General features: G+C 47.2%; 20 protein-coding genes. 15 read left to right on the top strand and 5 right to left on the bottom strand.

Annotated elements, in window-relative coordinates; genetic code table 11:
- Position 1: 1 nt before the first annotated feature.
- Positions 2–697: a response regulator transcription factor gene (locus JUF11_RS03600; protein ID WP_204118367.1), complete on the bottom strand. Its 696-nt coding sequence runs from the start codon at positions 695–697 to the stop codon at positions 2–4.
- Positions 698–940: 243 nt separating this feature from the next.
- Here JUF11_RS03600 and JUF11_RS03605 point away from each other — a divergent pair, with 243 nt between their 5' ends.
- Positions 941–1,840: an aldo/keto reductase gene (locus tag JUF11_RS03605; RefSeq protein ID WP_204118368.1), complete on the top strand. Its 900-nt coding sequence runs from the start codon at positions 941–943 to the stop codon at positions 1,838–1,840.
- Between the two features lie 212 nt (positions 1,841–2,052).
- Here JUF11_RS03605 and JUF11_RS03610 read toward each other — a convergent pair whose 3' ends face one another.
- Together JUF11_RS03610 and JUF11_RS03615 are read right to left on the bottom strand one after the other, a co-directional pair.
- Positions 2,053–2,346 (bottom strand): Txe/YoeB family addiction module toxin, encoded by a 294-nt coding sequence (locus JUF11_RS03610; protein ID WP_204118369.1) that lies wholly within the window; start codon positions 2,344–2,346, stop codon positions 2,053–2,055.
- Positions 2,343–2,600 (bottom strand): type II toxin-antitoxin system Phd/YefM family antitoxin, encoded by a 258-nt coding sequence (locus JUF11_RS03615; RefSeq protein WP_204118370.1) that lies wholly within the window; start codon positions 2,598–2,600, stop codon positions 2,343–2,345. The genes JUF11_RS03610 and JUF11_RS03615 overlap by 4 nt, the downstream gene beginning before the upstream one ends.
- A 396-nt stretch (positions 2,601–2,996) precedes the next feature.
- Between JUF11_RS03615 and JUF11_RS03620 the strand changes: the two genes are divergently transcribed.
- The 10 genes from JUF11_RS03620 (at position 2,997) to JUF11_RS03665 (ending at position 15,912) form a co-directional block, all read left to right on the top strand.
- Positions 2,997–3,806: an aldo/keto reductase gene (locus tag JUF11_RS03620; protein WP_204118371.1), complete on the top strand. Its 810-nt coding sequence runs from the start codon at positions 2,997–2,999 to the stop codon at positions 3,804–3,806.
- A 29-nt stretch (positions 3,807–3,835) separates the two neighbouring features.
- Entirely contained in the window at positions 3,836–4,855 is a 1,020-nt protein-coding gene (locus tag JUF11_RS03625) for an aldo/keto reductase (RefSeq protein ID WP_204118372.1), read from the top strand.
- A 240-nt stretch (positions 4,856–5,095) separates the two neighbouring features.
- Positions 5,096–5,845, top strand: coding sequence for an aggregation-promoting factor (gene apf, locus JUF11_RS03630; RefSeq protein ID WP_236000408.1), 750 nt, complete (start codon positions 5,096–5,098; stop codon positions 5,843–5,845).
- Positions 5,846–6,022: 177 nt separating this feature from the next.
- Complete coding sequence (locus JUF11_RS03635; RefSeq protein ID WP_204118373.1) at positions 6,023–7,126, top strand: DUF262 domain-containing protein; 1,104 nt, start codon at positions 6,023–6,025, stop codon at positions 7,124–7,126.
- A complete protein-coding gene (locus JUF11_RS03640) occupies positions 7,041–7,871 on the top strand; it encodes a hypothetical protein (protein ID WP_204118374.1) in 831 nt (276 codons plus the stop codon). The genes JUF11_RS03635 and JUF11_RS03640 overlap by 86 nt, the downstream gene beginning before the upstream one ends.
- Before the next feature lie 643 nt (positions 7,872–8,514).
- Positions 8,515–9,255, top strand: a complete 741-nt coding sequence (gene apf / locus JUF11_RS03645; RefSeq protein ID WP_204118375.1) for an aggregation-promoting factor — start codon at positions 8,515–8,517, stop codon at positions 9,253–9,255.
- Positions 9,256–9,469: 214 nt separating this feature from the next.
- Positions 9,470–10,024, top strand: coding sequence for a restriction endonuclease subunit S domain-containing protein (locus JUF11_RS03650; protein ID WP_204118376.1), 555 nt, complete (start codon positions 9,470–9,472; stop codon positions 10,022–10,024).
- Positions 10,017–13,082, top strand: coding sequence for a type I restriction endonuclease subunit R (locus JUF11_RS03655; RefSeq protein ID WP_204118377.1), 3,066 nt, complete (start codon positions 10,017–10,019; stop codon positions 13,080–13,082). Before JUF11_RS03650 ends, JUF11_RS03655 begins: the two co-directional genes overlap by 8 nt.
- Before the next feature lie 12 nt (positions 13,083–13,094).
- The gene (locus tag JUF11_RS03660; protein ID WP_204118378.1) at positions 13,095–14,705 is read left to right on the top strand and encodes a type I restriction-modification system subunit M; all 1,611 of its coding nucleotides are present in this window, start codon (positions 13,095–13,097) and stop codon (positions 14,703–14,705) included.
- Positions 14,695–15,912 (top strand): restriction endonuclease subunit S, encoded by a 1,218-nt coding sequence (locus JUF11_RS03665; RefSeq protein ID WP_204118379.1) that lies wholly within the window; start codon positions 14,695–14,697, stop codon positions 15,910–15,912. The genes JUF11_RS03660 and JUF11_RS03665 overlap by 11 nt, the downstream gene beginning before the upstream one ends.
- Before the next feature lie 60 nt (positions 15,913–15,972).
- Here JUF11_RS03665 and JUF11_RS03670 read toward each other — a convergent pair whose 3' ends face one another.
- Together JUF11_RS03670 and JUF11_RS03675 are read right to left on the bottom strand one after the other, a co-directional pair.
- Entirely contained in the window at positions 15,973–16,902 is a 930-nt protein-coding gene (locus JUF11_RS03670; RefSeq protein WP_204118380.1) for a site-specific integrase, read from the bottom strand.
- Between the two features lie 88 nt (positions 16,903–16,990).
- Positions 16,991–17,524 carry a restriction endonuclease subunit S gene (locus JUF11_RS03675; protein WP_204118381.1) on the bottom strand — a complete coding sequence of 178 codons (534 nt, stop codon included), beginning with the start codon at positions 17,522–17,524 and terminating at the stop codon, positions 16,991–16,993.
- Between the two features lie 385 nt (positions 17,525–17,909).
- Between JUF11_RS03675 and JUF11_RS03680 the strand changes: the two genes are divergently transcribed.
- From JUF11_RS03680 to JUF11_RS03695, 4 genes are all read left to right on the top strand, one after another.
- Positions 17,910–18,857, top strand: coding sequence for a restriction endonuclease (locus JUF11_RS03680; protein WP_204118382.1), 948 nt, complete (start codon positions 17,910–17,912; stop codon positions 18,855–18,857).
- A 56-nt stretch (positions 18,858–18,913) separates the two neighbouring features.
- A complete protein-coding gene (locus JUF11_RS03685; protein ID WP_204118383.1) occupies positions 18,914–19,936 on the top strand; it encodes a DUF262 domain-containing protein in 1,023 nt (340 codons plus the stop codon).
- Positions 19,937–20,054: 118 nt separating this feature from the next.
- Positions 20,055–21,464, top strand: a complete 1,410-nt coding sequence (locus JUF11_RS03690) for an HNH endonuclease family protein (protein WP_204118384.1) — start codon at positions 20,055–20,057, stop codon at positions 21,462–21,464.
- A 469-nt stretch (positions 21,465–21,933) separates the two neighbouring features.
- Positions 21,934–23,742 carry a hypothetical protein gene (locus tag JUF11_RS03695; RefSeq protein WP_204118385.1) on the top strand — a complete coding sequence of 603 codons (1,809 nt, stop codon included), beginning with the start codon at positions 21,934–21,936 and terminating at the stop codon, positions 23,740–23,742.
- The last annotated feature ends 3 nt before the right edge of the window (positions 23,743–23,745 follow it).

The following is a 23,745-nucleotide window of genomic DNA, read 5'->3' on the forward strand; positions in this document are numbered from 1 at the left end:
CTTATTCTGCGACGTGTTCGGACAGCATGTAGCCTATGCCGCGCACGGTGTGAATCAGCTTGGGTTGGCCCGTCGTGTCGATTTTGCTGCGGAGATTGCGAACGTAGACGTCCAAGATGTTCGGTTGGCCATCAAAATCAACGCCCCACACGGTGTCCAACAAATCCTCGCGTGAACAGGGCTCGTTTTGGTGGCTGATGAGCGCCACCAGCAGCTCGTATTCTCGCTGGGTGAGGGGGATGATGGTGCCGCCGCGGGTGACGCGTTTGGCCTCGGTATCCACGTTCAAATTGCCAGCGGTATACATGGCGGCGGTGGTGGCCGCCGGCTGCGAATGGCGCAGCGCCACTTCGACCCGCGCAATCAGTTCTTCCATCTCAAACGGCTTGGTCACGTAATCGTCGGCGCCGCCGGTCAGCCCGGCCACTTTATCGCCGATGTAGTCCCGCGCCGTCAGCATGATGATCGGCACCTGGCTGGTTTTGCGAATGCGGCGTAGCACACTGAAGCCGTCCAAGTGCGGCAGCATCCAGTCCAAAATAATCAAATCAATCTGGGCCTCATTCTGCCGGAACATGTCCAGCGCGACCAGGCCATCATTAGCCCAGAGCACGTTGAAGTTCTCGAGTTCGAATTCGGTTTTGAGTGAGTCGGCTAAGCCCGCCTCGTCTTCGACTAGTAAAATGGTAGATTTCAATGTTTTTCTCCCTATGTGAATCGTGCCTCATGGTTGTTGTCTTTAATATAAGACTTTTAGCGGCCAGTCGCTACTGACAGAAACTAAAGTGAATCTGAAGAAAATTAAGAATCGCCGGCAGCCCAGGTGATAGCGGGCCTCAGCGCCAGTGCTGATCCGTTCACCGGGTCAGCGGCGCTTTGAAAATGTGAAACTATCAGTTTACAATAAGTAAGTGAACATTAGCTTAAGCGGAGGTCAATCATGACAAACACAAAAACAACATTAGTACTACCCAAGCTCGGTCTTGGCACCAACAAGGTCGGCGGCCACAACCTTTTCCCGAATTTGAAGGATGAAGACGGCGAGGCCGTGGTCCGCCAGGCGCTGGACTCTGGCATCACGCTGCTGGACACCGCCTACATGTACGGGCTCGGCCAATCCGAGCGCATTATTGGCCAGGTGGTGAAGGATTACGATCGCAGTAAAATTCTGATTGCAACTAAGGCCGCCCAAGATCCAGCCAATGACTTGAAGCCCAACAACACGCCGGCTTTTTTGACCCAGGCGGTGGATGATGCGCTCAAGCGGCTACAAACCGATTACATCGACATCTTTTACATTCACTTCCCAGATGCCACCACGCCGAAGAACGAAGCCGTGGCCGCGCTGCAAAAGCTCAAGCAAGCCGGCAAAATTCGGGCGATTGGCGTGTCGAATTTTTCTTTGGCCCAAATCAAAGAGGCTAACTTGGATGGCTACGTGGATGTGGTGGAAGACCACTACAGCCTTGTCCATCGCGGGCTGGAACAGAGTGTCTGGCCATATCTGCAGCAGGCCCATATTGCCTTCGTGCCGTACTTCCCGCTGGCATCAGGCCTGTTGACTGGCAAATACAGCGAGGCGGATCAAGCGAAGTTCAAGCAATTCACACCGGCCCAGTATACGCAAATTATGACCGCGCTGGAACAAATCAAAGGCATCGCGGCAGGCTTGGATGCCACCGTGGCGCAAGTGATTTTGGCTTGGTACCTGCAAAATCCAGCGATTGCCACCGTGATTCCTGGGGCGCGCAAACCCGCGCAAGTGCTGGCCAATGCCAAGGCGCTGACAGTAACCCTGACGCCGGCCCAGTACCAGCAGATTGACCAGTTGTTCGCGTAATGTCCCTTCAATTATGACAGTATCCATTGGAAATAAGCCTTTGGTGTGATACTCCATGCGAATTGGATGATTTTGGGGTGGACCTCGCTGGTAAGCATGCGATAACGGAAAAATCAGAAATAGAGACCAGATCCACTGGCGTCTGAATCGGTAAGATTTAGCCTAAATCTAAAATGCCTCAGAACCGCGTTCTGAGGCATTAGATATAGAAGCTATTTATGAGGTGTGCGGTTCTCGTAGTGTGACCATGCCGACCAAATCTTAACGATGTGATTGACCTTGTCAATCGTGTAGATAACACGATGCTGAACGTTGATTCGCTTTGAGTAGATGTGCCTTGATTTTGGGTTCAGGATCTCTTGATTGTGATCACGACTGTACGGATTGATCTTTAGCGTATTAATGATCTCCATGAATGAGTCGTACAAGTTTGCCGCTTTGAGCAGGGGAACGTCCTTGTTTTTCACGGAACGATGGGGGATTACCTTCCAAGGTTGAGTACTCAATATGCGTCGTCCTCGTTAAAATCACCTGGCTGCTCGGCTTCCATACGCTTCATTACCACCTCAAGCGTGCCGGTGCGTTCCAAAAAGTCTAATTCTTCAAGTTGAGCGTAACGTTCCTTGCTAATCAGGATTACCCCCTTGTTTGGACCATCTGGTTGCTGAATGGTGATTTCCATTTCCTCGTCTTTGTTAGCAACGCGACTGAGGAGGTCAAACAAGTGCTTCCGAAGATTTGTTGGTGTGTAAGTTTGCATTTTATTCACCTTCCAAGTATGGAACTTTATTACGTACGCTATAATGTACGCTTATTATATGCACATTATAGCGTACGCCTGACGAAGCGTCAATCACTCGCGGTAAAATGGCAATTCACCACCGCAGATGCGTGAACATAACGGCATTTGATGTATCCAGAGATTGAGGAGTGGATAATGCTTATTTTGATGGCTACTAGCACCGGTATAGAGCGCTTGGCTTCCGGAGGCCTGGCGCTTTTTGGCTGTAGTGTGGTGCCACTCAATGGCTATGCCTGCAAGTTATAACGGTGACTTGCACTAAGCATGTTACCGCCTTCACGCATTGCGCTATACTTAAGTTAGTGTTGGCCGGGCTGATTGGCAGTCTGGCCGCTGCCGCAAAGGAGGATTATCATGTCAAAACTAACTGATACTTATACCTTGAGCAATGGCGTCAAAATTCCGCAACTCGGATTCGGAACCTGGCAGGTGCCAGCCTCAATCGCCCAGCGCGCCGTCGCCGACGCCCTGAAAGCGGGCTACCGCCATATCGATACCGCCAAGGCGTATCACAATGAACGTGAAGTCGGCTTGGCGATCAAAGCTTCCGGCCTAGCCCGGTCTGACGTATTCGTCACCACCAAGTTGCCGGCGGAAACCAAGACTTATGAAGGCGCGCTGAAGGATTTTGAATCCAGCATGCAAGCCTTGGACTTGGACTATGTCGACTTGTACTTGGTCCACGCCCCATGGCCTTGGGCTAAAGCAGGTACCAACTACGATCAGGAAAACCGTGAAGTGTGGCGCGCGATGGAAGAGATTTACCAATCCGGCAAGGCCAAGGCGATTGGGATTTCCAACTTCGGCGTTCATGAAATGGAAAATGTGTTTGCCGACGCCACGGTTAAGCCGATGGTTAACCAGATCCGTTACTTCATCGGCAACACCGAACCGGCTGTGACCAAATTCGCGCAAGACGCCGGCTTGTTGGTTGAAGCTTATTCCCCGCTGGCCACCGGCCGGTTGATTGGCAACGACCGCATTCAGGCGATTGCTGATCAGTACGGTGTTACCACCGCCCAGCTGGCGATTCGTTTCTGCCTGCAAAATGGCGTGCTGCCGCTGCCGAAAGCCTCACACCTTGAGCACGCGCAGAATAATGCGGATGTGGACGGCTTCGTGATTTCCGATGCCGATATGGCGCTGCTGAACTCGTGGCAATAATCGCACCACTTAAAGGGGAGGAAAACGCGATGGAATACACGACACTCGGTCATACTGATATCAAAGTGTCCAAGCTTTGCGTGGGCGCGATGAGTTTTGGCAAAGCCGGTACCATGCACGATTGGACCTTGGATCCGGCCCAAAGCAAGCAAGTGATCGGTGATGCGTTGGCTTTAGGCCTGAACTTTTTCGATACCGCCAATACTTATTCGGCCGGGACCTCTGAGGAATACCTTGGCGCCGCGCTGAAGGAGCTGACCACCCGCGACAAGGTGGTCATTGCCTCGAAGGTTTATTTCAATCCCGGCCGGCTGTCCAAGGAAGCCATCAACCGTGAAATCGATGGCACCTTGAAGCGGCTGGGCACGGACTATTTGGATCTGTACATCATCCACCGCTTCGACTATGACACCCCGATTGAAGAAACCATGGCCGCACTGGATGGTTTGGTGAAAGCCGGCAAGGTGCGGGCGCTTGGCGCCTCGGCGATGTACGCCTACCAGTTCTGCAATATGCAACTGGCCGCGCGTGACAACGGCTGGACGCCATTTTCCACGATGGAAAATCATTACAACCTGTTGTACCGCGAAGATGAACGGGAAATGATTCCGCTTTGCAAGCAGATGGGGGTCTCGCTGATGCCATACAGTCCGTTAGCCGCTGGGCGGCTGGCGCGGCCGAGCTGGAGCACTGATACCTTGCGCAGTCGCACCGACCGCGTGGCCAGCGGCAAGTACGACCATACGAAGCAATACGATTTGGAAATCACGAAACGTGTGCATGAGCTGGCCGAGAAGCATGACGCCACCATGGCCCAGATTAGTATCGCCTGGGAGTGGGCGAAAGGTGTGGCCGCGCCAATCATCGGCGCCACCAAGTCCAAGTACCTCGATGATGCCGCTGATGCCTTCAAGGTGAAGCTGACGTCGGAGGACATTGCCTATCTGGAAGAGCCATATGTGCCGCACAAAGTGATGGGCGCGATTGACCATAATCCGGCGCAAGGTGTGACGCTGTTAGACGCGGATGCACCTAAACCCACGAAGTAAAGAAGTGAAAGCATGGCCTAAATGCTTCGGGCCATGCTTTTTTTGCGCTTATTTAACGTGATAGGCAATCAATCGACTGCGAATGCGACAATTTGATGACAATAAGACAAGATTGATGAAAAATGTAATCTTCCTGTGTCATGGCTGTGACCTCCAGCCGTTAACATGGTGGTTGTGAATTAGTTAACAGAACACCCATAGGAGTGAATAATCATCAATAAATCGAGTGTAGCATGGCTCTTGTCCACCGCCGCGGCTTTAAGTGCCGCCGCCGTCGTGGGTCAAACCAAAACCGTCGACGCTGCCGACGCCAATAATTACTCAGTGAAATTCGATGACGGGTTAACGGCCATTGCGGCTGCCAATCAAACCAACGTCGTGAAATTGGCGACGAGCACCAAACTGGCTGATCAAAACCAGCAGGCGACGGTCAAGCCTTTGGCCGAGAAGACCGAGACGGCTGCTAAGCCAGCGGCGCCGACGACCTACACGGTTAAGTCCGGCGATACCATTTCTGGCATCGCTGAAAGTACTGGGGTGAGCCAAGCTAACCTGGTTGCGTTTAACAACTTGAAAGATGCCAATTTCATTTCGGTCGGGCAGGTTCTGAAACTCACCGGTACAGCCGCAACCGCCTCAAGCACCAGTGCACCAGCGGCGGCCGCTCAAAAGACCACCACGCAGCCGGTAGCCGTGAAGCAAACGGTGGCCACGACCACCACGACCGCCAAGGTGACGGCGACGGCGTACCACAGCAGTGCCACAGGCAACGAAGCCTGGGCCAAGGCTACCATCGCCAAGCGCGAATCTGGCGGTTCCTACACGGCGCGTAATGGTAAGTACTATGGTAAATACCAACTGAGCGTTTCTTACCTGAATGGCGACTTGTCTGCCGCCAACCAGGAACGTGTGGCTGATCAGTATGTATCTGGCCGTTACGGCAGCTGGACGAAGGCACTGGCCCATTCCAATGCTTACGGCTGGTACTAATCGCTTAATCTAAATAAAGCAAAGTGAGCGCGTTGTGGGCAACCATGACGCGCTTTTTGATTTACTAGATGCTCTCCAGAAGTGATTCACTTCTAATCACTGAGTAGTAGATCTATCATCTACAAAGTATTTGTGATCTAATATAGACATCAACATATTCATATTGGAGGGATGTTTATGGATAGGGTTAGCGGTGAGGGTGGGACCCCAAAATACAGTACAAAGGAATTCTCGTTCAATGATTTGAACAAAAATGGCATTACCGTTCCGAAATTTCAACGTGGACTGGTGTGGTCAGAATCTGCCAAGAAAGCATTTATTCAAACAATTGCGAACGGGTTTCCGTTCGGCTCGATTCTTCTTTACGAAACAACACCGAAACACTACTCCATTATTGATGGTCTTCAGCGATTTTCAGCATTGAAAAGCTTTCAGAAGAACCCGGGCTCATATTGGTCTGGAGACAACAAAAAAATATGGCTTCCGAAACTATGTAGCGTATTCGAACAGCATAATGTGCAGTTGGACGAGGCAGATATCAAATCTACTTTTGATGAGCTTGTCGAATCTCCTAATAGAAATGGTGATTCTATTTCGATTCTTACAAGGCATACGCCGCTTGACAAGACTTTTGATGCTGTAATTGACTATCAAAAGTTTGTTAAGGAGCTGGACCAGGCCATTAACTCTTTCATCAATTTGGATCTAGTGAAAATCCCAGCGATTATTTTTACGGGTACCGCAGATGAACTTGCCACCGTTTTTGAAAACCTCAACAAAACTGGGACAAAGCTCACGAAATATCAAGTCTTTTCAGCCTCATGGCAAGATCAGATGTTGCACCTTGATAATTCAGAATATTCAAAAGCAGTTTTAGAGATCCTGTCTAGGCGTTACCAAGATCTTCAATCCTCGGATGTTGGCAGGGGACTAGAGATCGACGGATACGACACTGACACTTTCAAAAAGGACGCTCAAATTAATCTTGCTGAATTTGCGTATGCACTTGGGGCACTAATTCTCAATAAGGTGCCATCCCTTTATAGGTCTGGCGATGACGCCCCACGGGATACGATTGGGTTCTATGCTTTGGCAATTGCAACTAAGACGGATAATCGGCACTTGGAAGATGCAATTAAGCAAATTGATTATGTTCAGGCCAACCATCAGGAGATCCTTTCAAGAATGAGCTCCATTGCAGAGAACATTAATCGGACTTTTGAACAGTATCTCCGCAAGCCCACTTATTCCAGCTCAAAAAAAATCAGCAAAAGCCTATGAAAATGGTATGAATTCAGATCTTAAGTTTCTTTCTTACGTGGCAGCGATGTGGTCAAGCGGGCAGGATCAAAGCGAGCAAAGATTGACTATGCGCAATTTACCAGCCTATTTTATTTCGGATGACTTAAAAAATTTATGGAGTGGGTCAGGCGATTCGAGACTTTCGACATTTTATGAGAATAGTTCAAATGAAGGCAAAGCTATCGCCAACTATTTGACAGCACTCACAAAAGAACAACTCGACAAAACCTTCTTGAATTGGGTGGAGGAAGACGCACAGTCTCCTAGCATTAGTTTTTCACGCCGTGTCAAATGCTTGGCGACCATTCATGCTAATTGCACCTATGGTAGTTTCATTTTGCCAGGTAGCAAACCGGATTTCGAACATATTATTGCGAAAAAGCTGCTGGGTCGCCACCTGAGTAACGGAAAAATGCTTTATGCGGAAGAGGGACTTTGTGGCGGGGCAATCGGGAATATTATGTTATTGAACGATGCGAATAATCGAGAAAAGCAAACTAGCAATCTTTGGGAAGATGCGTTAAGTAATTCTAAGTCTCATGAGGCTTCCGCCGCAATCGTGAATAATCCGAAATATATTCAGGCGTTGTCGTACCCTGACCAGGCGACTCTTGCGAAAGCGCAAGAAGGCCTAAAAATTGGAGATGTCGAGACTGCTAAAGCAGTGATTGTGAGCCGAGGTCGGGCAGTAATGATGGCCATTGCGGAGCGACTTGGAAAGTAAATTAGCCTGCGCTAACCAATTCGCTCTGAAAATTAATATATGTATACAATCTTATTGAATAAGAGCATTTCGATGACCGGATACCTTGAGAGAAATCCCTTCACAATAGCACTTGGTGTGTTCAAGTAGATTCGTACCCGCTACCGCCGACCTGATTGACAAAGATATCGACACCTTGGAGTAGGATGGCAGACATGAAATCTATCGTAACCGCTAGGATAGAAAAACTACTAGAGGATCTGCACACGGCCCGTTGGAAGAAGCCGGTTTTCATTATGGGGCAGAAACCAATTCGGGGATGTTGAAGGTGAGTTCAAAACAATCGTCGTGTGCACACACAATCGTGTGGGATACGACGATTTTAGATTTCTGTCAGGTCGAGGTGATGCCAGTCCCTAAGTTTGCTCGAATCTGGGCAGTGTGACGGATTGTTGCGAAATTACGACTGATATTACGACGATTTAATTACGACAATTCGATGACAATAAGACAAGATTGACGAGAATCGTAATGCTGCTGTGGTGTGGCTGTGACCTCTGCCCGTTAACATGGGTGGTGTTGATCAGTAACAAGCAAACACGCATAGGAGTGAACGATTATTATTAAATCACGTTTAGCATGGCTCTTTTCTACCGCAGCGGCTTTGAGCACCGCAGTTGTCTTAGGTCAAGCCAATCCCGTTAGCGCCGCTACAACTGGCAGCTACACGGTTAAATCCGGTGACACCCTGTCTGCCATCGCCGCCGCTAACCACACCAGTGTCGCGAAGTTGGCCACCAGCAACAAACTCTCAAATCAAAACTTATTGTCTGTCGGCCAAACCCTGACGCTTACTGATGAAGCGACTGCCACGACCGCTTCAACTTACACGGTTAAAGCAGGCGATACCCTGTCTGGCATCGCCTCAAGCACCGGCGTCAGTCAGGCCACGTTGGTTTCATTAAACAACTTGAACAATGCTGACTTAATTACCATGGGTCAGATCTTGAAGCTGGCTAATACGGTCACCGCCCAGTCCAGCACGGCAACGACAACCGCTGCCAAGACGACTGCCAGCCAGTATGTGGCCCCTAAGCAGACTACGACGGCCAAGACCTACACGACCACCAAGGCGACCACGACGACCCAGTCGAGCTCGTCATATCAAAGCACCGCTACGGGTAACGAAGCCTGGGCCAAGTCGGTCATCGCTTCCCGCGAATCCGGTGGTTCTTACACCGCCCGCAATGGCCAGTACTATGGTAAATACCAACTTACGGTTTCTTACCTAAATGGTGACTTGTCCGCCGCTAACCAGGAAAAGGTTGCGGATCAGTATGTGACAAGCCGGTACGGGAGCTGGAGTAAGGCGCTAGCGCACTCTAACGCTTATGGGTGGTACTAAAATTTAAAAGTGAATAGCCTTTATGGCGAGCGCGTTATGGGAAACCATGACGCGCTTTTCTTTCGCACTCAGAGCACATTTCTCAGAGTGAGGGAAAGAAGTATGTTAGTATTTAATGATTCCGACGATTGTTCTTTTTAAAAATTACGCTTGATTTCAAACGATTACCGTGGCATACTTTCGTTGTAATAATGAATACGAACGGAGGCGTGTCATGAATCTTGGCCGTTTAGTTGAATTTACATCGGGTGAATTGATTTCCAGACTCCAAGATCACGGCAATATTGATTCTGAAGCAGGGGAATATGAGCTATTCTCAGTCGATCAGACCTCAAGACGATTTCTGCACTCGCGGGAACGTTTGGAAGTTATTCAAAGTGGACAATTGATCTTGGGCCTAGCTCAGCAACATATATATGTGCCACAGCAATCGGTACCACCGTTGATTCTAACCGCTAATTTCGCGGCGATTACCGTGTCATCCAAAATTAACGCAATGTTTTTGAGTTGGTGGTTCAACGAAAGTAGTGAGGCCCAGCGGCAAAAGTTTCAGATTGCGCAAAGTGCAAGTGCTGTATTGACGCGCCTAACACTGCAGGACGTCAAAAAGATGAGCATCTCACTCCCTACGAGCATTGTGCAGCAACGGATTGGGGAAATTTACGCCAATCGGATTCGTGAGATGGCACTATTAGCAAAGAAAAGTAAACTTGTCGATCAAAGGGCCAGTGCTTTGATCGATCAGATTTGGAGGAGAACGAATGCTTAGTGAGTTAGGCTTTGAGAACGAGCTGATTGATCATTTGACCAAGATTGGTGGCTCAAAACAATGGGAATACTTACCGAACATCAAGACGACTGCGGGACTCTGGACAAATTTTAAACGGATTTTGGAACAGAACAATACCCAGCTTGATGCTCCACTGTCAGAAACCGAATTTGCTCAAGTTCGTAAGAATATCACTGATTTACATACACCTTATGAGGCTGGACAATTTATCTATGGGCTGAACGGCGTCACTCAGGTTGAAGTGGATCTTGATAATGGCCAACATGTCTATTTGACCGTTTTCGACCAAGATGAAGTGGGGGCAGGCAATACCCGTTATCAGATTGTTAATCAGATATGCCGGCCGGCTGTGATTCCCGGTAGACAGGCAAGACGGTTTGATACGACATTACTAATTAATGGCTTGCCAATTATCCAAATTGAAGAAAAACGCGCTGGGAGAGATGGCCGTGAGGCTTTAAACCAGATGAAGCAGTACATTGATGAACAGCAGTATTCGGACATTTTTGCGACACTTCAAATTTTGATTGGTATGACGCCAAACAGTATTCGTTACATGGCGAATACCTCTGCCGAAATGTTTAATACGGCCTTTGCTTTTCAATGGCAACGCGAGGCTGACAGCAGCAATGTTCGCGACTGGCGGGAATTCAGCAATCTGATGCTAAGCATTCCAATGGCGCATCAGATGGCAACGTCTTACATGATTCTCGATGGTACACATAACAAACAATCAATTAAGGTGATGCGTCCGTATCAGGTATACGCCACCCGGCGGATTATCGAAAAGATTCGGCATTTTCAGTTCGGTGTTGATGAACAGGAAGGGGGTTATATTTGGCACACTACCGGTTCAGGAAAGACGATCTCTTCATTCAAAGCAGCATGGTTGGCGTCTCGTCTGCCGAACGTTGATAAAGTCGTCTTCATGGTCGACCGTATTGCGCTGACGAGGCAAACTGCCAACAACTATGCGGCTTACGATCCAGACTCGAATGATGACAATAAAGATGGCGTGGTCTCTGACACGGCTAATATTAGAGCTCTGCATCAGGCCTTGAAACATTCAACCGGCATTATCGTGACTTCGATTCAAAAGATGGATAGACTGACTCAACGCCGTTCATTCAAAGGGCCAGATAAGAATATCGTTTTCATTGTAGATGAAGCGCACCGCTCAACTGCTGGCGAGATGATGCAGCGCATAAAAAAGAGTTTTCCCAAGTCAGTTTGGTTCGGCTATACCGGGACCCCGACCTTTGAAGGCATCACGACTCAACAACTGTTTGGCGATCTGCTTCATGCATACACGATCAGGGAAGCAATCGCCGATCACAATGTTTTGGGCTTCAAAGTTGACTTCAATACCACGCTCTCGGATCAGGTGTTGAAAGAGCAGTATCTACCTGATTTCTACCGCCAAGCATTTCCAAAGTGGACAGATGCAGAGATCAAAAACAAAATTGCACATATGTCTCCTGAAGACATGGATGATGCCGTTTCGCCTTCCGTTTATGACATGAATGATCAACATATTGAATTAGTCGTTCAGGACGTGCTCAGCAAGTGGCGGAATCGTTCGGATGATTATCGCTACAGTGCTCTATTCACCACCCACGTTGGTGGCAATACGGCCTCAACTCCCATGGCAATGAAGTATTACAAGGAGTTCAAGAGACAAAATGCCGATCTCAAGCGCCCTCTGAAAATCGCCGTTACGTTCTCTCAAGCAACTAACAACGGCGACAATCAATTGGACAACAATAAGCTGCTACGTTCGGCTATAGAAGATTACTCTCAGGCTTTCGGCGAGCACTTTGATGACACGACGGTCAAAGAATATACCGAGAATGTCATTTCGCGATTGAACCGGACGATTGATGATGGCCAGTATCTTGATTTAGTCATTGTGGTGGACCAACTACTGACCGGTTTTGATGCGCCGCAAATGAACACACTTTACATCGACCGCACCCTTAAAGGCGCGGGGCTAATCCAAGCCTATTCTCGAACCAATCGGATTGAGAATATGGATCATAAGCCCTTTGGTCGCATTGTGAACTATCGCTGGCCGGCCCATACCGAAAAGTTGATGAACGATGCGCTACGCGTCTATGCCAATCGAGCCTCTGCTAATGTTCAGGGTGAATTGATCGATGGTACGGGTGGTGTTATCGCTAAAGACTTCGGTGAGCTGTTAGAAGAGGCACGTGCCGTTGTTCAGACCTTGTCCGATTTGACGGCAGGTTTCAGTGATTTGCCGAAAAGCGAGGCGAAGCAAGAAGAAATGTATGATGTTTTGCGCAAGTACAATGGGTTGATCAGTAAGTTAAAGCAGGATGACAATTATGACTATGATCAACCGAATACCTTGCTGAAGAAGATTGGTTTATCCGAAGACCAAGAAACAATGCTGACGGGTTCTTTGGCTAATGAATTAAAAGAGCATATTGCAAAAAAACGTCATATTGATTATGCGGATCTGACTTTAGAAATGATGCACGTCAACGAAATTGAAGTTAATTACGATTATTTGGATGAGTTAATTGCCCAATTGGCCAATCAGCTGCATGAAGGCCAATCGAGCGCTGCTCAGTCGACATTTGCAGAAGTCACTAAATTGGCTGATCAATTGGAAGATCGAAAATATGGGAAACAGGTCAAACGGACTGCTACGGCAATGTTTAATGGTGAAGTCACCGCACCTTATTATCCGATGAAACCCAATCAATCACAGGATTTCGTTTCAGATCACACCCAGACCTCGCGCCGCGCAGAAATATCGAAGTTCCGCACGCAATGGGGACTACTGGACATTGATTTACCAGCAATGGATCAAATGCTGAGAAGGCATGCGAAAAATGCGGATGATCTCGATAGCGATGGTACCTTAACCAAGTTGTTGTCCCAAGGTCAAGCGCATTACAAGGATGACGCCAGCGATTCAGAGGTAACTGGTTTAAGTCGCATCAAATATCGTAATCAGTTGAGGGATGCATTAGAAAAATTGGCCGATCAACTTGTGGACAACTATTAGGAGGATAAAAACATGGAAAAACTAAATACCGCCAAGGACATTACAAGCCAATTGTGGGCAATGGCCAACGAACTGCGAGGTAACATGGATGCTTCAGAATTCAGAAACTATATTCTTGGTTTCATGTTTTATCGGTATCTTTCAGAACACCAGGAGCAGTATCTTTTGAACCAGAAAGTGGTAGAACCGGCCGCTGGGCAATCACTTAACGATGCCTACCGTAGCGAGGCTGTCGGTGATGACCTCAAAGATTATCAAGAGGATATCAGTAAAGCTCTTGGTTATGCTATCGATCCTGAATATACCTGGGATTCGATTCGCGATAAAGTCAACAATGACGAAATTCGGCCGTCAGACTACCAAGAAATGTTTGATGCATTCAACCGCAATGCAGCAATTAATCCCAATGCCAGCAGCGATTTTCGTGAAGTGTTTGCGGACGTTAACTTAGGCAACACACGACTAGGGGCGTCAACCACTGCCCGAGCGAAAGCCCTGAATGGCGTTGTTAAACTGATCGATCAGTTCGACTACAATGATGCCAGCGGGCACGACATCATCGGGGACGTGTATGAATATCTGATCGCTGAATTTGCAGGTAATTCGGGTAAAAAGGCAGGCGAATTCTACACCCCACACGAAGTTTCGGTGGTGTTGTCCCGGCTTGCAACGCTGGGTGCTGCAGAAAGTGGCCAATTCACCGTTTATGATCCGACTATGGGATCTGGCTCCTTGCTCCTGACCGTACAGAATGAGTTGAAAAATGGCCATCAGCGTGGCCGGGTTAAATTCCATGGTCAAGAATTGAATACGACCACATACAACCTAGCACGGATGAACTTGATGATGCATGGTGTCGACTACCAGAACATGGATTTGAGGAATGCCGATACGCTTGAGGGAGATTGGCCGGACGGGGAAGTTAATGGAGTTGATCACCCACGTAGTTTTGATGCGGTGGTCGCCAATCCTCCATACTCAGCGAATTGGGACAATAACGACAACAAAATGAAGGATCCCCGGTTCAAGGGCTATAAAAAGTTAGCGCCAAAGTCGAAGGCGGATTACGCTTTTGTCCTGCATGGTCTCTATCACTTAAACGCAACTGGTAGGATGGCGATCGTCTTGCCTCATGGTGTCCTGTTCCGCGGGGCGGCTGAGGGCATGATTCGGCAAGCCATTATTGAGAATAACTACCTTGACGCCGTGATCGGCATGCCTGCAAGTTTGTTCTATTCGACTTCGATTCCGACTGTTATTCTGGTCTTTAAGAAGAATAGGAAAACCAAAGACATTCTGTTTATCGATGCCTCAAACGACTTCGAAAAAGGTAAAAAGCAGAATCGACTGCGTGAGCAGGATATCGAGAAGATTATCTCAACGTATCAGGCGCGCAAGAACGTAGATAAGTATGCACATGTCGCAAGCTTGGACGAAATCAAAGAGAACGACTATAACCTCAATATTCCGCGTTACGTGGATACCTTCGAAGAGGAAGCACCCATTGATATCGCCGATGTGAAGAGGCAAATTAGCGATATTGATCAACAGTTGGCTGAGGTAGAAATGCAGTTCGCCGCGATGGAGTCCGAACTGGTGGAGACAGAGCAAAATGATAAATAAGAAAAGGGTAGTTCCGCAACTACGTTTTCGTGGATTCACTGACGATTGGGAACAGCGTAAGCTTGGGGAGATTGCCATAAGAGTCCGTGGAAATGATGGACGGATGAATCTTCCAACCCTAACAATTTCAGCAGGAAACGGTTGGATGGATCAAAGAGACCGTTTCTCTCAGAACATAGCGGGTAAAGAACAGAAGAACTATACGCTCTTAAGGCAAGGTGAATTATCGTATAACCACGGTAATTCAAAGCTGGCTCAATTTGGCGCAGTGTTTGAACTCGAGAGTTACAACGAGGCACTTGTGCCACGTGTCTACCACAGTTTCTCGGTTACAGCTGATGCTCAGCCTAAATTTATTGAGCAGATGTTTGCAACGCATCGCCCAGATCGAGAACTGCGAAAATTAGTGTCCTCAGGTGCGCGCATGGACGGATTGTTAAACATCAATTATGACGATTTTATGGGCATCAAAGTTTGGCTCCCTTCTATGGCTGAGCAACAGGCTATTGCAGGGCTTCTCGTGAAGTTAGACAACACTATCGCTCTTCATCAGCGTAAGCATGAGTTACTTCTGAAGCTGAAGCAGGCTTATCTTCAAAAATTGTTTCCTAAATATGGAAATAAGATTCCGGAGCTTCGCTTCGCTGGTTTTACAGATGATTGGGAACAGCGTAAGGCCTCGAACATATTTAAAAGCGTCTCAACCAAGGGATATTCGCAATTGCCAGTCCTTTCCGCTTCACAGGAAGATGGTATGGTTCTTCGCGATAATATCGGCATAGATATCAAGTACGACCAGAAAAGCCTCGCAGGTTACAAGCTGGTTCGTCCTGGGCAGTTTGTCATCCATTTGAGATCATTCCAGGGAGGATTTGCCTACTCCACGATTGAAGGCATTACTTCGCCTGCCTATACAATTATCGATTTTCTGGACAAAAGCCAAAACATTCCTGAATTTTGGAAGGAACTGTTGAAGAGTACTTCATTCATTGCGAGTTTGGTCACTGTCACCTATGGGATAAGAGACGGGAGGAGTATCAGTTTTTCCGATTTTGGGAATCTGAAACTGAATTATCCCTCGGCAAAGGAACAGAAAAGAATAGCCGAATTCTTACAAATACTTGAACGCGCTATCGCTCTTCATCAGGAACGGTTGGACCAGCTGAAGCAACTTAAAAAGGCATATCTACAAAAGCTGTTCGTCTAAGCAATACGAAAGGACGCCTCGCAGCGTCCTTTTTTATGCTGTCGATGTGCATGCGTGTGACTAGCCCAAACCCGCAAGGTATCGCATCACTTTGTCGTTATCCTGGTTTTCTAATTCTTGAATAATGTGCAGGTACGTCTGTTGAGTCGTTGTCATGTTGGAATGACCAAGTCGCCGTGCAACACTTGCGATTGATACGCCAGCAAATAGAAGCAGGGAGGCATGGGTATGCCGCAGACCGTGGATTGAGATGACTGGAACTTTTACATTTTCACAATGCTTTTGGAGCCGGTAATTGACAGTTGAGTTGAATACACGGCCATCAACAAAGATTGGTTCATCTTTCGGCATATCTTTAACTAGCTGAGAAAACTGCATTATGGTCTGCCAGTCGATCTGGACGTTCCGTTTCGATGAACGATTCTTCGTAGGCTGAAATCCCCCTGAAGAAGTCTTGTAATTCCATGTTTTATTGATCGAAAGCGTCTGGTGTGTAAAGTCAAAATCTTTCGGTGTAATAGCTAGCGCTTCTGCAAACCGTAAACCCGTTTTGGCAATTAGGAGAATTAACCAATCCCAGTTTGGAGTGGTCTCTAAATCCAGGTCGTTTAATACTGCATGAAGCTCAAATTGATTTAGATATTTAGGCTTTTTGGGAGCAGGGGTCTTACCTTTAATCACCACTTTATGTGTTGGATCCCGTTGCAAAAGTCCCTCGTCGATTGCGTCTATGAGAGCACCTTTGAGTTGATGGTGAAAATCGAGGGTTGTCTGTCTTTCATGTGTTAGCGCGTATTTGTTGAGTAACTCCTGATAGGACTTACGGTCGATTTGATTGAGTGAGAGCGTTGGTGCTAGTTCAATTAGTTGATGATAACTGATCCGATATTTCTGCAAAGTGACCTCACGTACAGCACCTAATTTGTAAAGCTCATACCATTCCCTAAAATACCGGTAGAAAAGTATGGTCGAACTTCTATGGTTTTCCATTGTGGTACCTCCTATTGAAAAGATTGATGATTTTGCATCATCAATGATTACTTTATCTGAGAAGGACACAACACACGATAAATACAGGTTAACTTTTCGGGGGTGATGCCTTTTGTTGATGAAGAGCAATAGCATCATCCAACAATGTCAGAGAGCGGGCGATCTGTTTTTGCTCAGCTTTAGTTGGAACGAACAATTTCCATTTTTTTACTTCTGACATTGGTACTAAATTCGTGATTGCTGACCCTGGGTTTGCTCCAGTCAGCCTCCGTTGCATCTGCGGAGATCTAATTAGCTGTAGAAAATACTCGGCGTCCATTTTGTTGTCGTCAATCTTAAATCTTATTAGGGCCTGGTTAAACACACCAGTCTTAATGCCCTCTGGGACTCTCGAGATACGTCCGATAGTCCCGGCTCCACTCATGATAAAGTCACCTGGGCGGATTTCGAATTTGGAGAGTTCGTGGAATGTCTTTTCGGAGATATTGTAGCGAGTGTCATATCTGTCGTAGATTGCATTCTGCTGTTCATAGACCGCATAGGGGCTTTCGGGAACGAATAAGGATTTTTTTAATGCACTTCCAAATGGCCCACGTCGGATTCCATCATCGACGTCGAGCATCCAGCTAAACTTACGCTGTTCCCAGACATAATTAAAAAACGACCCCACTCATGAATTACTGAATAAATCTGACTTTGTGTAGAATAGGACGCGAAAAGCGGCAATAATACCATGTAAATAACTATGTGGATTAATTGTTTCATTTCATTTTAGATGTTGTTGACCATTTTCAGTAACTATTCGGAAGCGTGAAAGATGAGTAATGCATGCTCGTAAACAGCCTAGGAGAACAAGAAGATTAGTTTAGACTATTAGGACATAATGCTGCTCGCTAGGTTAGAATAGCAGTAATGGACTTCGAGAAACTTTGGTGAGGTTTGTGGGTCGCCAGTACATTGGAATAAGCATCTGGGCCCACGAAGCAAGAATTGGGGGAGTACGTATCATGTACAATTATAAGCAGTTGAAATTAGGGAAGCACGGGCTGCCAACATGGGATGGATTGATACCAGTAGTCATGCAATTGGCTGGTGAGCAGGAAGCATGGCGGGGTCAAGAATTGATTAAAGAAACCGCCAACGCTATCGCTTTGCCTCCTAACCTGCGAAATCAAACATACGAAAAGTATCCAGATAATAATATCATTGAAGATCGTGTCACCTGGGCGTTATCGGATCTTGCTATATCTGGCCTCTTGGTTCGGCCTAGAAGAGGAACATACCGCATTACCGAGTTGGGTAAGAGACTAATCAGCCAGTATGGTGTTAATCTGAGTGCTAAGGAGATTCATGCACAAGAGGCGTATAAAGCTCATCAGCGAGAGCTTAAGCAGAGAAAAGTGAAGTCTTCAGATGAATCCCGCCATGAAGACGATGCGCCAGTAACATATAAAATTGATGAAATTCAACGTCAAATCGAGAACTATAACTCAGAGATCGCTGCCGATCTCCTAGAACGAATTCGCGAAGCGGAACCAGGCTTTTTCGAAAATCTAGTAGCAGATTTGCTAAGTCGAATGGGTTATCAGGGGCCTGAGGGTAAAACAATGGTCACGCCACAATCAAGAGATGGCGGCATCGATGGCATTATTAACCAGGACCCTCTGGGCACGAGCACGGTGTACTTCCAGGCGAAACGTTACGCTGCCGACAATATTGTCCAAAGGCCAGCAATTCAGGGCTTCTATGGGGCTTTATCAAGTGTCCACGCAGACCGTGGTGTGTTCATTTCTACATCAAGCTTTAGCGAAGGCGCCAAGGAACAAGCTAAGAGCTTTTCGATTGTGTTGATTGATGGCATTCGGCTCACCCAGTTGCTACTGCATTATCACGTCGGGGTGCAAGCGAAGAAAAACTATGATCTGTTTCAAATTGATGAAGATTACTTCAGTTAACAGTAGTTGGCTATCTATTTTGACCAGGCGGTAAGTCATTCATGGAGGAGTAAACGTTGGACGGAAAAGCAAAGGCAATTGTCGCGGAAGTGCTAAACTCGCCAAGCCTAGTCGTGCCAGTCTATCAGCGCAGGTACAGCTGGGGGAACGCACAAGTTGATCGAATGATGACCGATATTGAAAGTGCGATTCGAGCATCAAGAGCCAGTTATTTTCTTGGTTCAGTGATACTAGACAGTTCTCAAGGGGACTTCCGTGAGGTCGCGGTGATTGATGGCCAGCAGCGTTTGACGACAATTTCGCTACTGCTGATGGTGCTCCGCGACGAGTTAGCCGACAAGGATTCCACAACCGCGGAAAAAATCGACCATGTTTATCTGATTGATCCCTATAAGCGCGATGGTTCGAGCAGGAATCACCTGCATCCCGTTGCCGAGGACGAAGAACAATACCTAGATGTGTATGCTCATGGCGAGGCTGCCGCGCATTCCCTTTTTCGAGAGAATTATCTTCAAATGCGAAGCTACCTGCGGCAAAGTAAACTGACTCCAGCCGAGTGGTTCGATTACCTCGAGGGTCGGGTCACGGTGATGGCAATCACCGTGCAAGCCGGAGACGATCCACAGTTAATCTTTGAAAGCCTGAATTCAACGGGCTTGGATTTAACCGAAGCAGATAAGATTCGTAATTACTTGCTAATGAGTTTACCGCCGGCGCATCAAGCATCCGCTTTTAAAGTCTGGCAGAAGAACGAAGCAATTGTTCACAGTGAACAGATGTCGGCATTTTATCGCCATTACATGAGTTCAATGGAGAAAACCGCTAAGCCAATCCGTGAATCTGATGTGTATGAGCAGTATCGTCGCCTTTTGGGGATGGCGAGTAATTTTGATCGCGAACAGCAATTGACCTTGGAAAGCACCATCGCACACCGCTATGCCGAGGTTGCTTACCCAGCAGAAACCGAGGGGATGGACTTTCGGCTGAGAGCTCTGCTAATCCGATTGTCACATCTTAATACAGACGTCTATATGCCTTTTGCCTTAACACTTCTGAAAAGGTTGACGAGGCGGCCATAAGCCTCGATGAATTGATTGGGAGTCTGCGGCTGTTGTTAAGCTATCTGGGCCGGCGGTTGGCATTGCCACTGCAGGACTGAACAACTTCTTCGTGATCTTGAATCGTCAAGTCGAGCATGTGGCGGATCATTTTGATCATTATGATCAAGCTTTGGCCTATGTTCTCGTTCATAATGGCCAGTCAAATAAAGTCTTCCCATCCGATGAACAGTTGCAGACGGCATTTAAGACCCGCGATTATTATCAACATGCCAAGCCGGCTTTATGGTTTATTCTTGATGAGCTCAATCGTGCGCGTGGAGAGGACCAAGATATATACAGTAAGGCTGCAGACGGGCAGTTTTCAATTGAACACATCATGCCCCAGACCATGAGCAAGGCCTGGCAGCAAGCACTTGGCGATCAGGCTTCTGAAATCCATGATCATTGGGTTGACCGGCTCCCCAACTTAACTTTGACCGGCTTCAACTCCAAAATGAGTAATCGTTCTTTCACTGAGAAGCGTGATATGAAAGACGGTTATCGCGATACTGCCATCAAGCTTAACCAGTGGTTGACTCAGTACGATCAATGGAATGAAGTAACGCTGAAGGAGCGCGAGGAAGATTTATACTCGCGGGCTTTGCAGGTATGGCCAATGCCGGATGTTATGGATGTGGATGTTGAAACGCAACACAACGATGACATTGAACTGGGCGACGATATGGACGTGACGGGGTGGAAAATCGATTCGTATTCATTTTTGGACGTGGTCGATGAATCGGTTAGTTCTTGGAGTCAGCTGACGGAACGTATTGTGGACCAACTCTGGGCGCAGGACTCATCACGTTTCTATCAGGCGGCTAGCGATCCGAATGAGACATTGGTAACTTATACCAAAGAAGGCGACTCACGGGATCAGTATGAACCACTGCCCGACCCGGAAATTCAGATTCTGACCCGCCGCATTAACAATCAACGGAGATTGGGTTTACTAGGTCGTTTGATAGCTCTTTATCAGTACTCACTATCTGATATCAAGGTCCATCAAACCAATGGCGATCGGTTACTATTCACAAAGGCGCAGCGTGAATTAATCGCGAGGGACTTAATAATTGGCCTGAACAGCTTGAAGAGTGGGTATCCGATTACATTGGTTTCGAATGTCGGCGGCAGTACCTATGTCCGTTTTCGCACGCAAAATATCGATCACTATTTCGATCAGGTTTTCTCATTTGATGATAAGGACCTTCGAGCTTGGAGCAATGGCAGTCCATACTATTGGGAGTTTCAACTCAAAAACAGTAAGGGTGTGATTCTAAGGTTAGTGACGCACCTGACTGATGATGACTCGGCGTTGCATGGCGCCATCGATCGTTTGCTGGACGACTACGACACGCCCAGAACGCAAGGCAAGGGCTGGCGGACGGTTAAAGAAAGTTGGCAACTACCGCTTCAGGCAGCTGACCTTGATTTGGGGGACCCTGAGCATAATCAAATTTTGATCACGCAACAGCTGAAAGAACTGATAACTGAAATAACGCAATAGGTGATAATCGTCGTATGCCACACATCGTGGTGTACGGCGATTTTGTATGACCTCGATTTGAAAATGAAGTTGTCCCGGACAAAAAAAGTCTTATCTCAGATCGATATTTAATAACATCACCCTAGATGTCAAAGACGGTCTTGAATGTGGCTCCTACAATTTGTGACTGACATTGACAGTAGATTGATAGATAGCCATACGGAGGCATTTTTATTTGAAAACCCACGAGTCTTTTGTTTTCCGAGGATTTCTTCGATCGAACTATCGAGAAGCATTACTGTGGAATGAACGAAGACATGTCATGATAGATCAAAATGGCATGTTCGGGTTAAGGTACTTGTGATATGCTTGAAACAGTTTTTGACAAGAAAATGAAAAGGCATCCAGTACGCTCTAAAATATGGCTTTTTTCATATTACAAGACTAAATAACTTGAATAATATTTCAATCAGGGGCTGGGGGAATTACAGTGAGCGAACTTAGGCTTAATTGGGAAGAATTACACCATTTAAATCCAAACTTAAAAGGAAAGGTATATCAAACTGGCATTACGAGGGTTGCAGATGAGGCCTCAGACGTAAATCTTAAAGCGAGATGGATGAAAATCGGGGAGGAAACAATCGCTGCCAATCTGAAGCTCTACTGCCTTCAAAATATCCACGTGAGTTTAGAGGGGTATCAGGCAGTCAAAGATGCGTCGCTTGAAGGCATATATGCAGCCCTGTATCAGCGGTTAATTACCCATGTTAGAGGAACTAATACCGCCAACAAGTCCTTAAGAAGAGAGCGGGTTGATCGCGTCGTGGGTTTCTTGGCATCAGAGGTCGATCCCCTTGCAGTTGGACAATGGTTGACACCAGAGATTTTAACCAGCTCGGTCCGCCAGTTGTTGCCAGCTGATGAAGCCTTGAGAGAATATGCGAAAAAGAACGCTGGTAGATTAGATCGAACGGTGACCCCCACCCCAAGGGGGATTCATGTTCGACTTGAATATCGCTTTAAAGTTGCGGTAGGTGAAGGGGATACCCTGGGAGAGGCTGAGTCCATTGCCAAGGAGAAACTGGCCGACTTGCTTTTCGATGGTGATTTTCCGACGGTTCAGGATTCTTATCCCCAAAAATCTCGACAGCTACACACGCCGACCAGCTTCATGGTGTCCTGGGCACGTTTGTTTAATATTTCGGATGATTTGACCGCGCGTATCTTATTTTTTGATGCTAAGAATGCTTCAATGGACAATTTGATCGAATCAATTGGGGAGAGCCTTTGCCGGATTTATTGTTTCGCGAACCTATCTATGAATGAGAATGAGCCTTCCGAAACCATCCGAGATTTCATCGGTAAGCTGGCCAAGCTCGCGGCAATTCATCATGCACCATACAGTTTGGATCAATCTCGAACGAAGGAGATCGTTATCGACAGAGTGATCTACCGACTTTTTTATTATCTTAAGCCACTTGGCAAAGTAGCTGATCCCCAATTTGAGGAGATCCTTTCCTCAGTTTCGATGAAAACCGTACAAGCAGAGCCGGCCGTTGAAGTGGATAAAATCTTACCAAGACCACATGCCGATTCGGTGGCTGCAAGCACGCAAACGCGGCTAGTCACTAGTGTTTACCAAACGACGGTTAAACACCCGGCAGAATTGAAAAAACAGCAGCCGACAGTTGTACCCTTCGTGTGGACGCAGATGGACGATGCAATGGCAATCCGTCAGTGGCTCGACCGCTATCAAGTGCCTTACACCGCGATATTGCCTCAAGAAAAGGCGCCTCTGCCTTTTTTGACTCAATTTTTGGTTAAAAAACCAGGTTTAAAATTACTGGTGGCATTGTCACAACTTGACCGGGAAGAATTGCACGAGTTAGCACCGTTAATTCAGCAAGTTTTGGATCAGTCGGGTGGGGAGGTAGACTTGCTAGCGGGAAATCTCGATCAGGTCTTTACTGAGGCAAATCAAGTTAACGGTATCTCGGCGAGTGCTCTACTAGGGTTAATGAATCGAGGCGTAAAATTTGGTGACTTGGCAGATGATCAAGTGGGCGGCTTTATTGAACTCCGTGAGCCAGAGTTGACAATTGATTTGTTCTTGGCAACACCATTATCGAACAAATCATCACACGGAACGGTCCGTTTGTGTCAATATACGGTTTCAAAGACCGGCATTGGCCCGTTCACGCAGTTGGGGGTTGATTTTAGAACCATTCGCCAGCCAATTTTGCGTTCAAGACTAGAGAAAATCATGTTTGATGACGAGCTGACCGACTTAGGTTTTTAAGGA

Origin of the sequence: Lacticaseibacillus suilingensis, from assembly GCF_016861845.1 — a bacterium.
In the GTDB taxonomy this organism is placed as follows: domain Bacteria; phylum Bacillota; class Bacilli; order Lactobacillales; family Lactobacillaceae; genus Lacticaseibacillus; species Lacticaseibacillus suilingensis.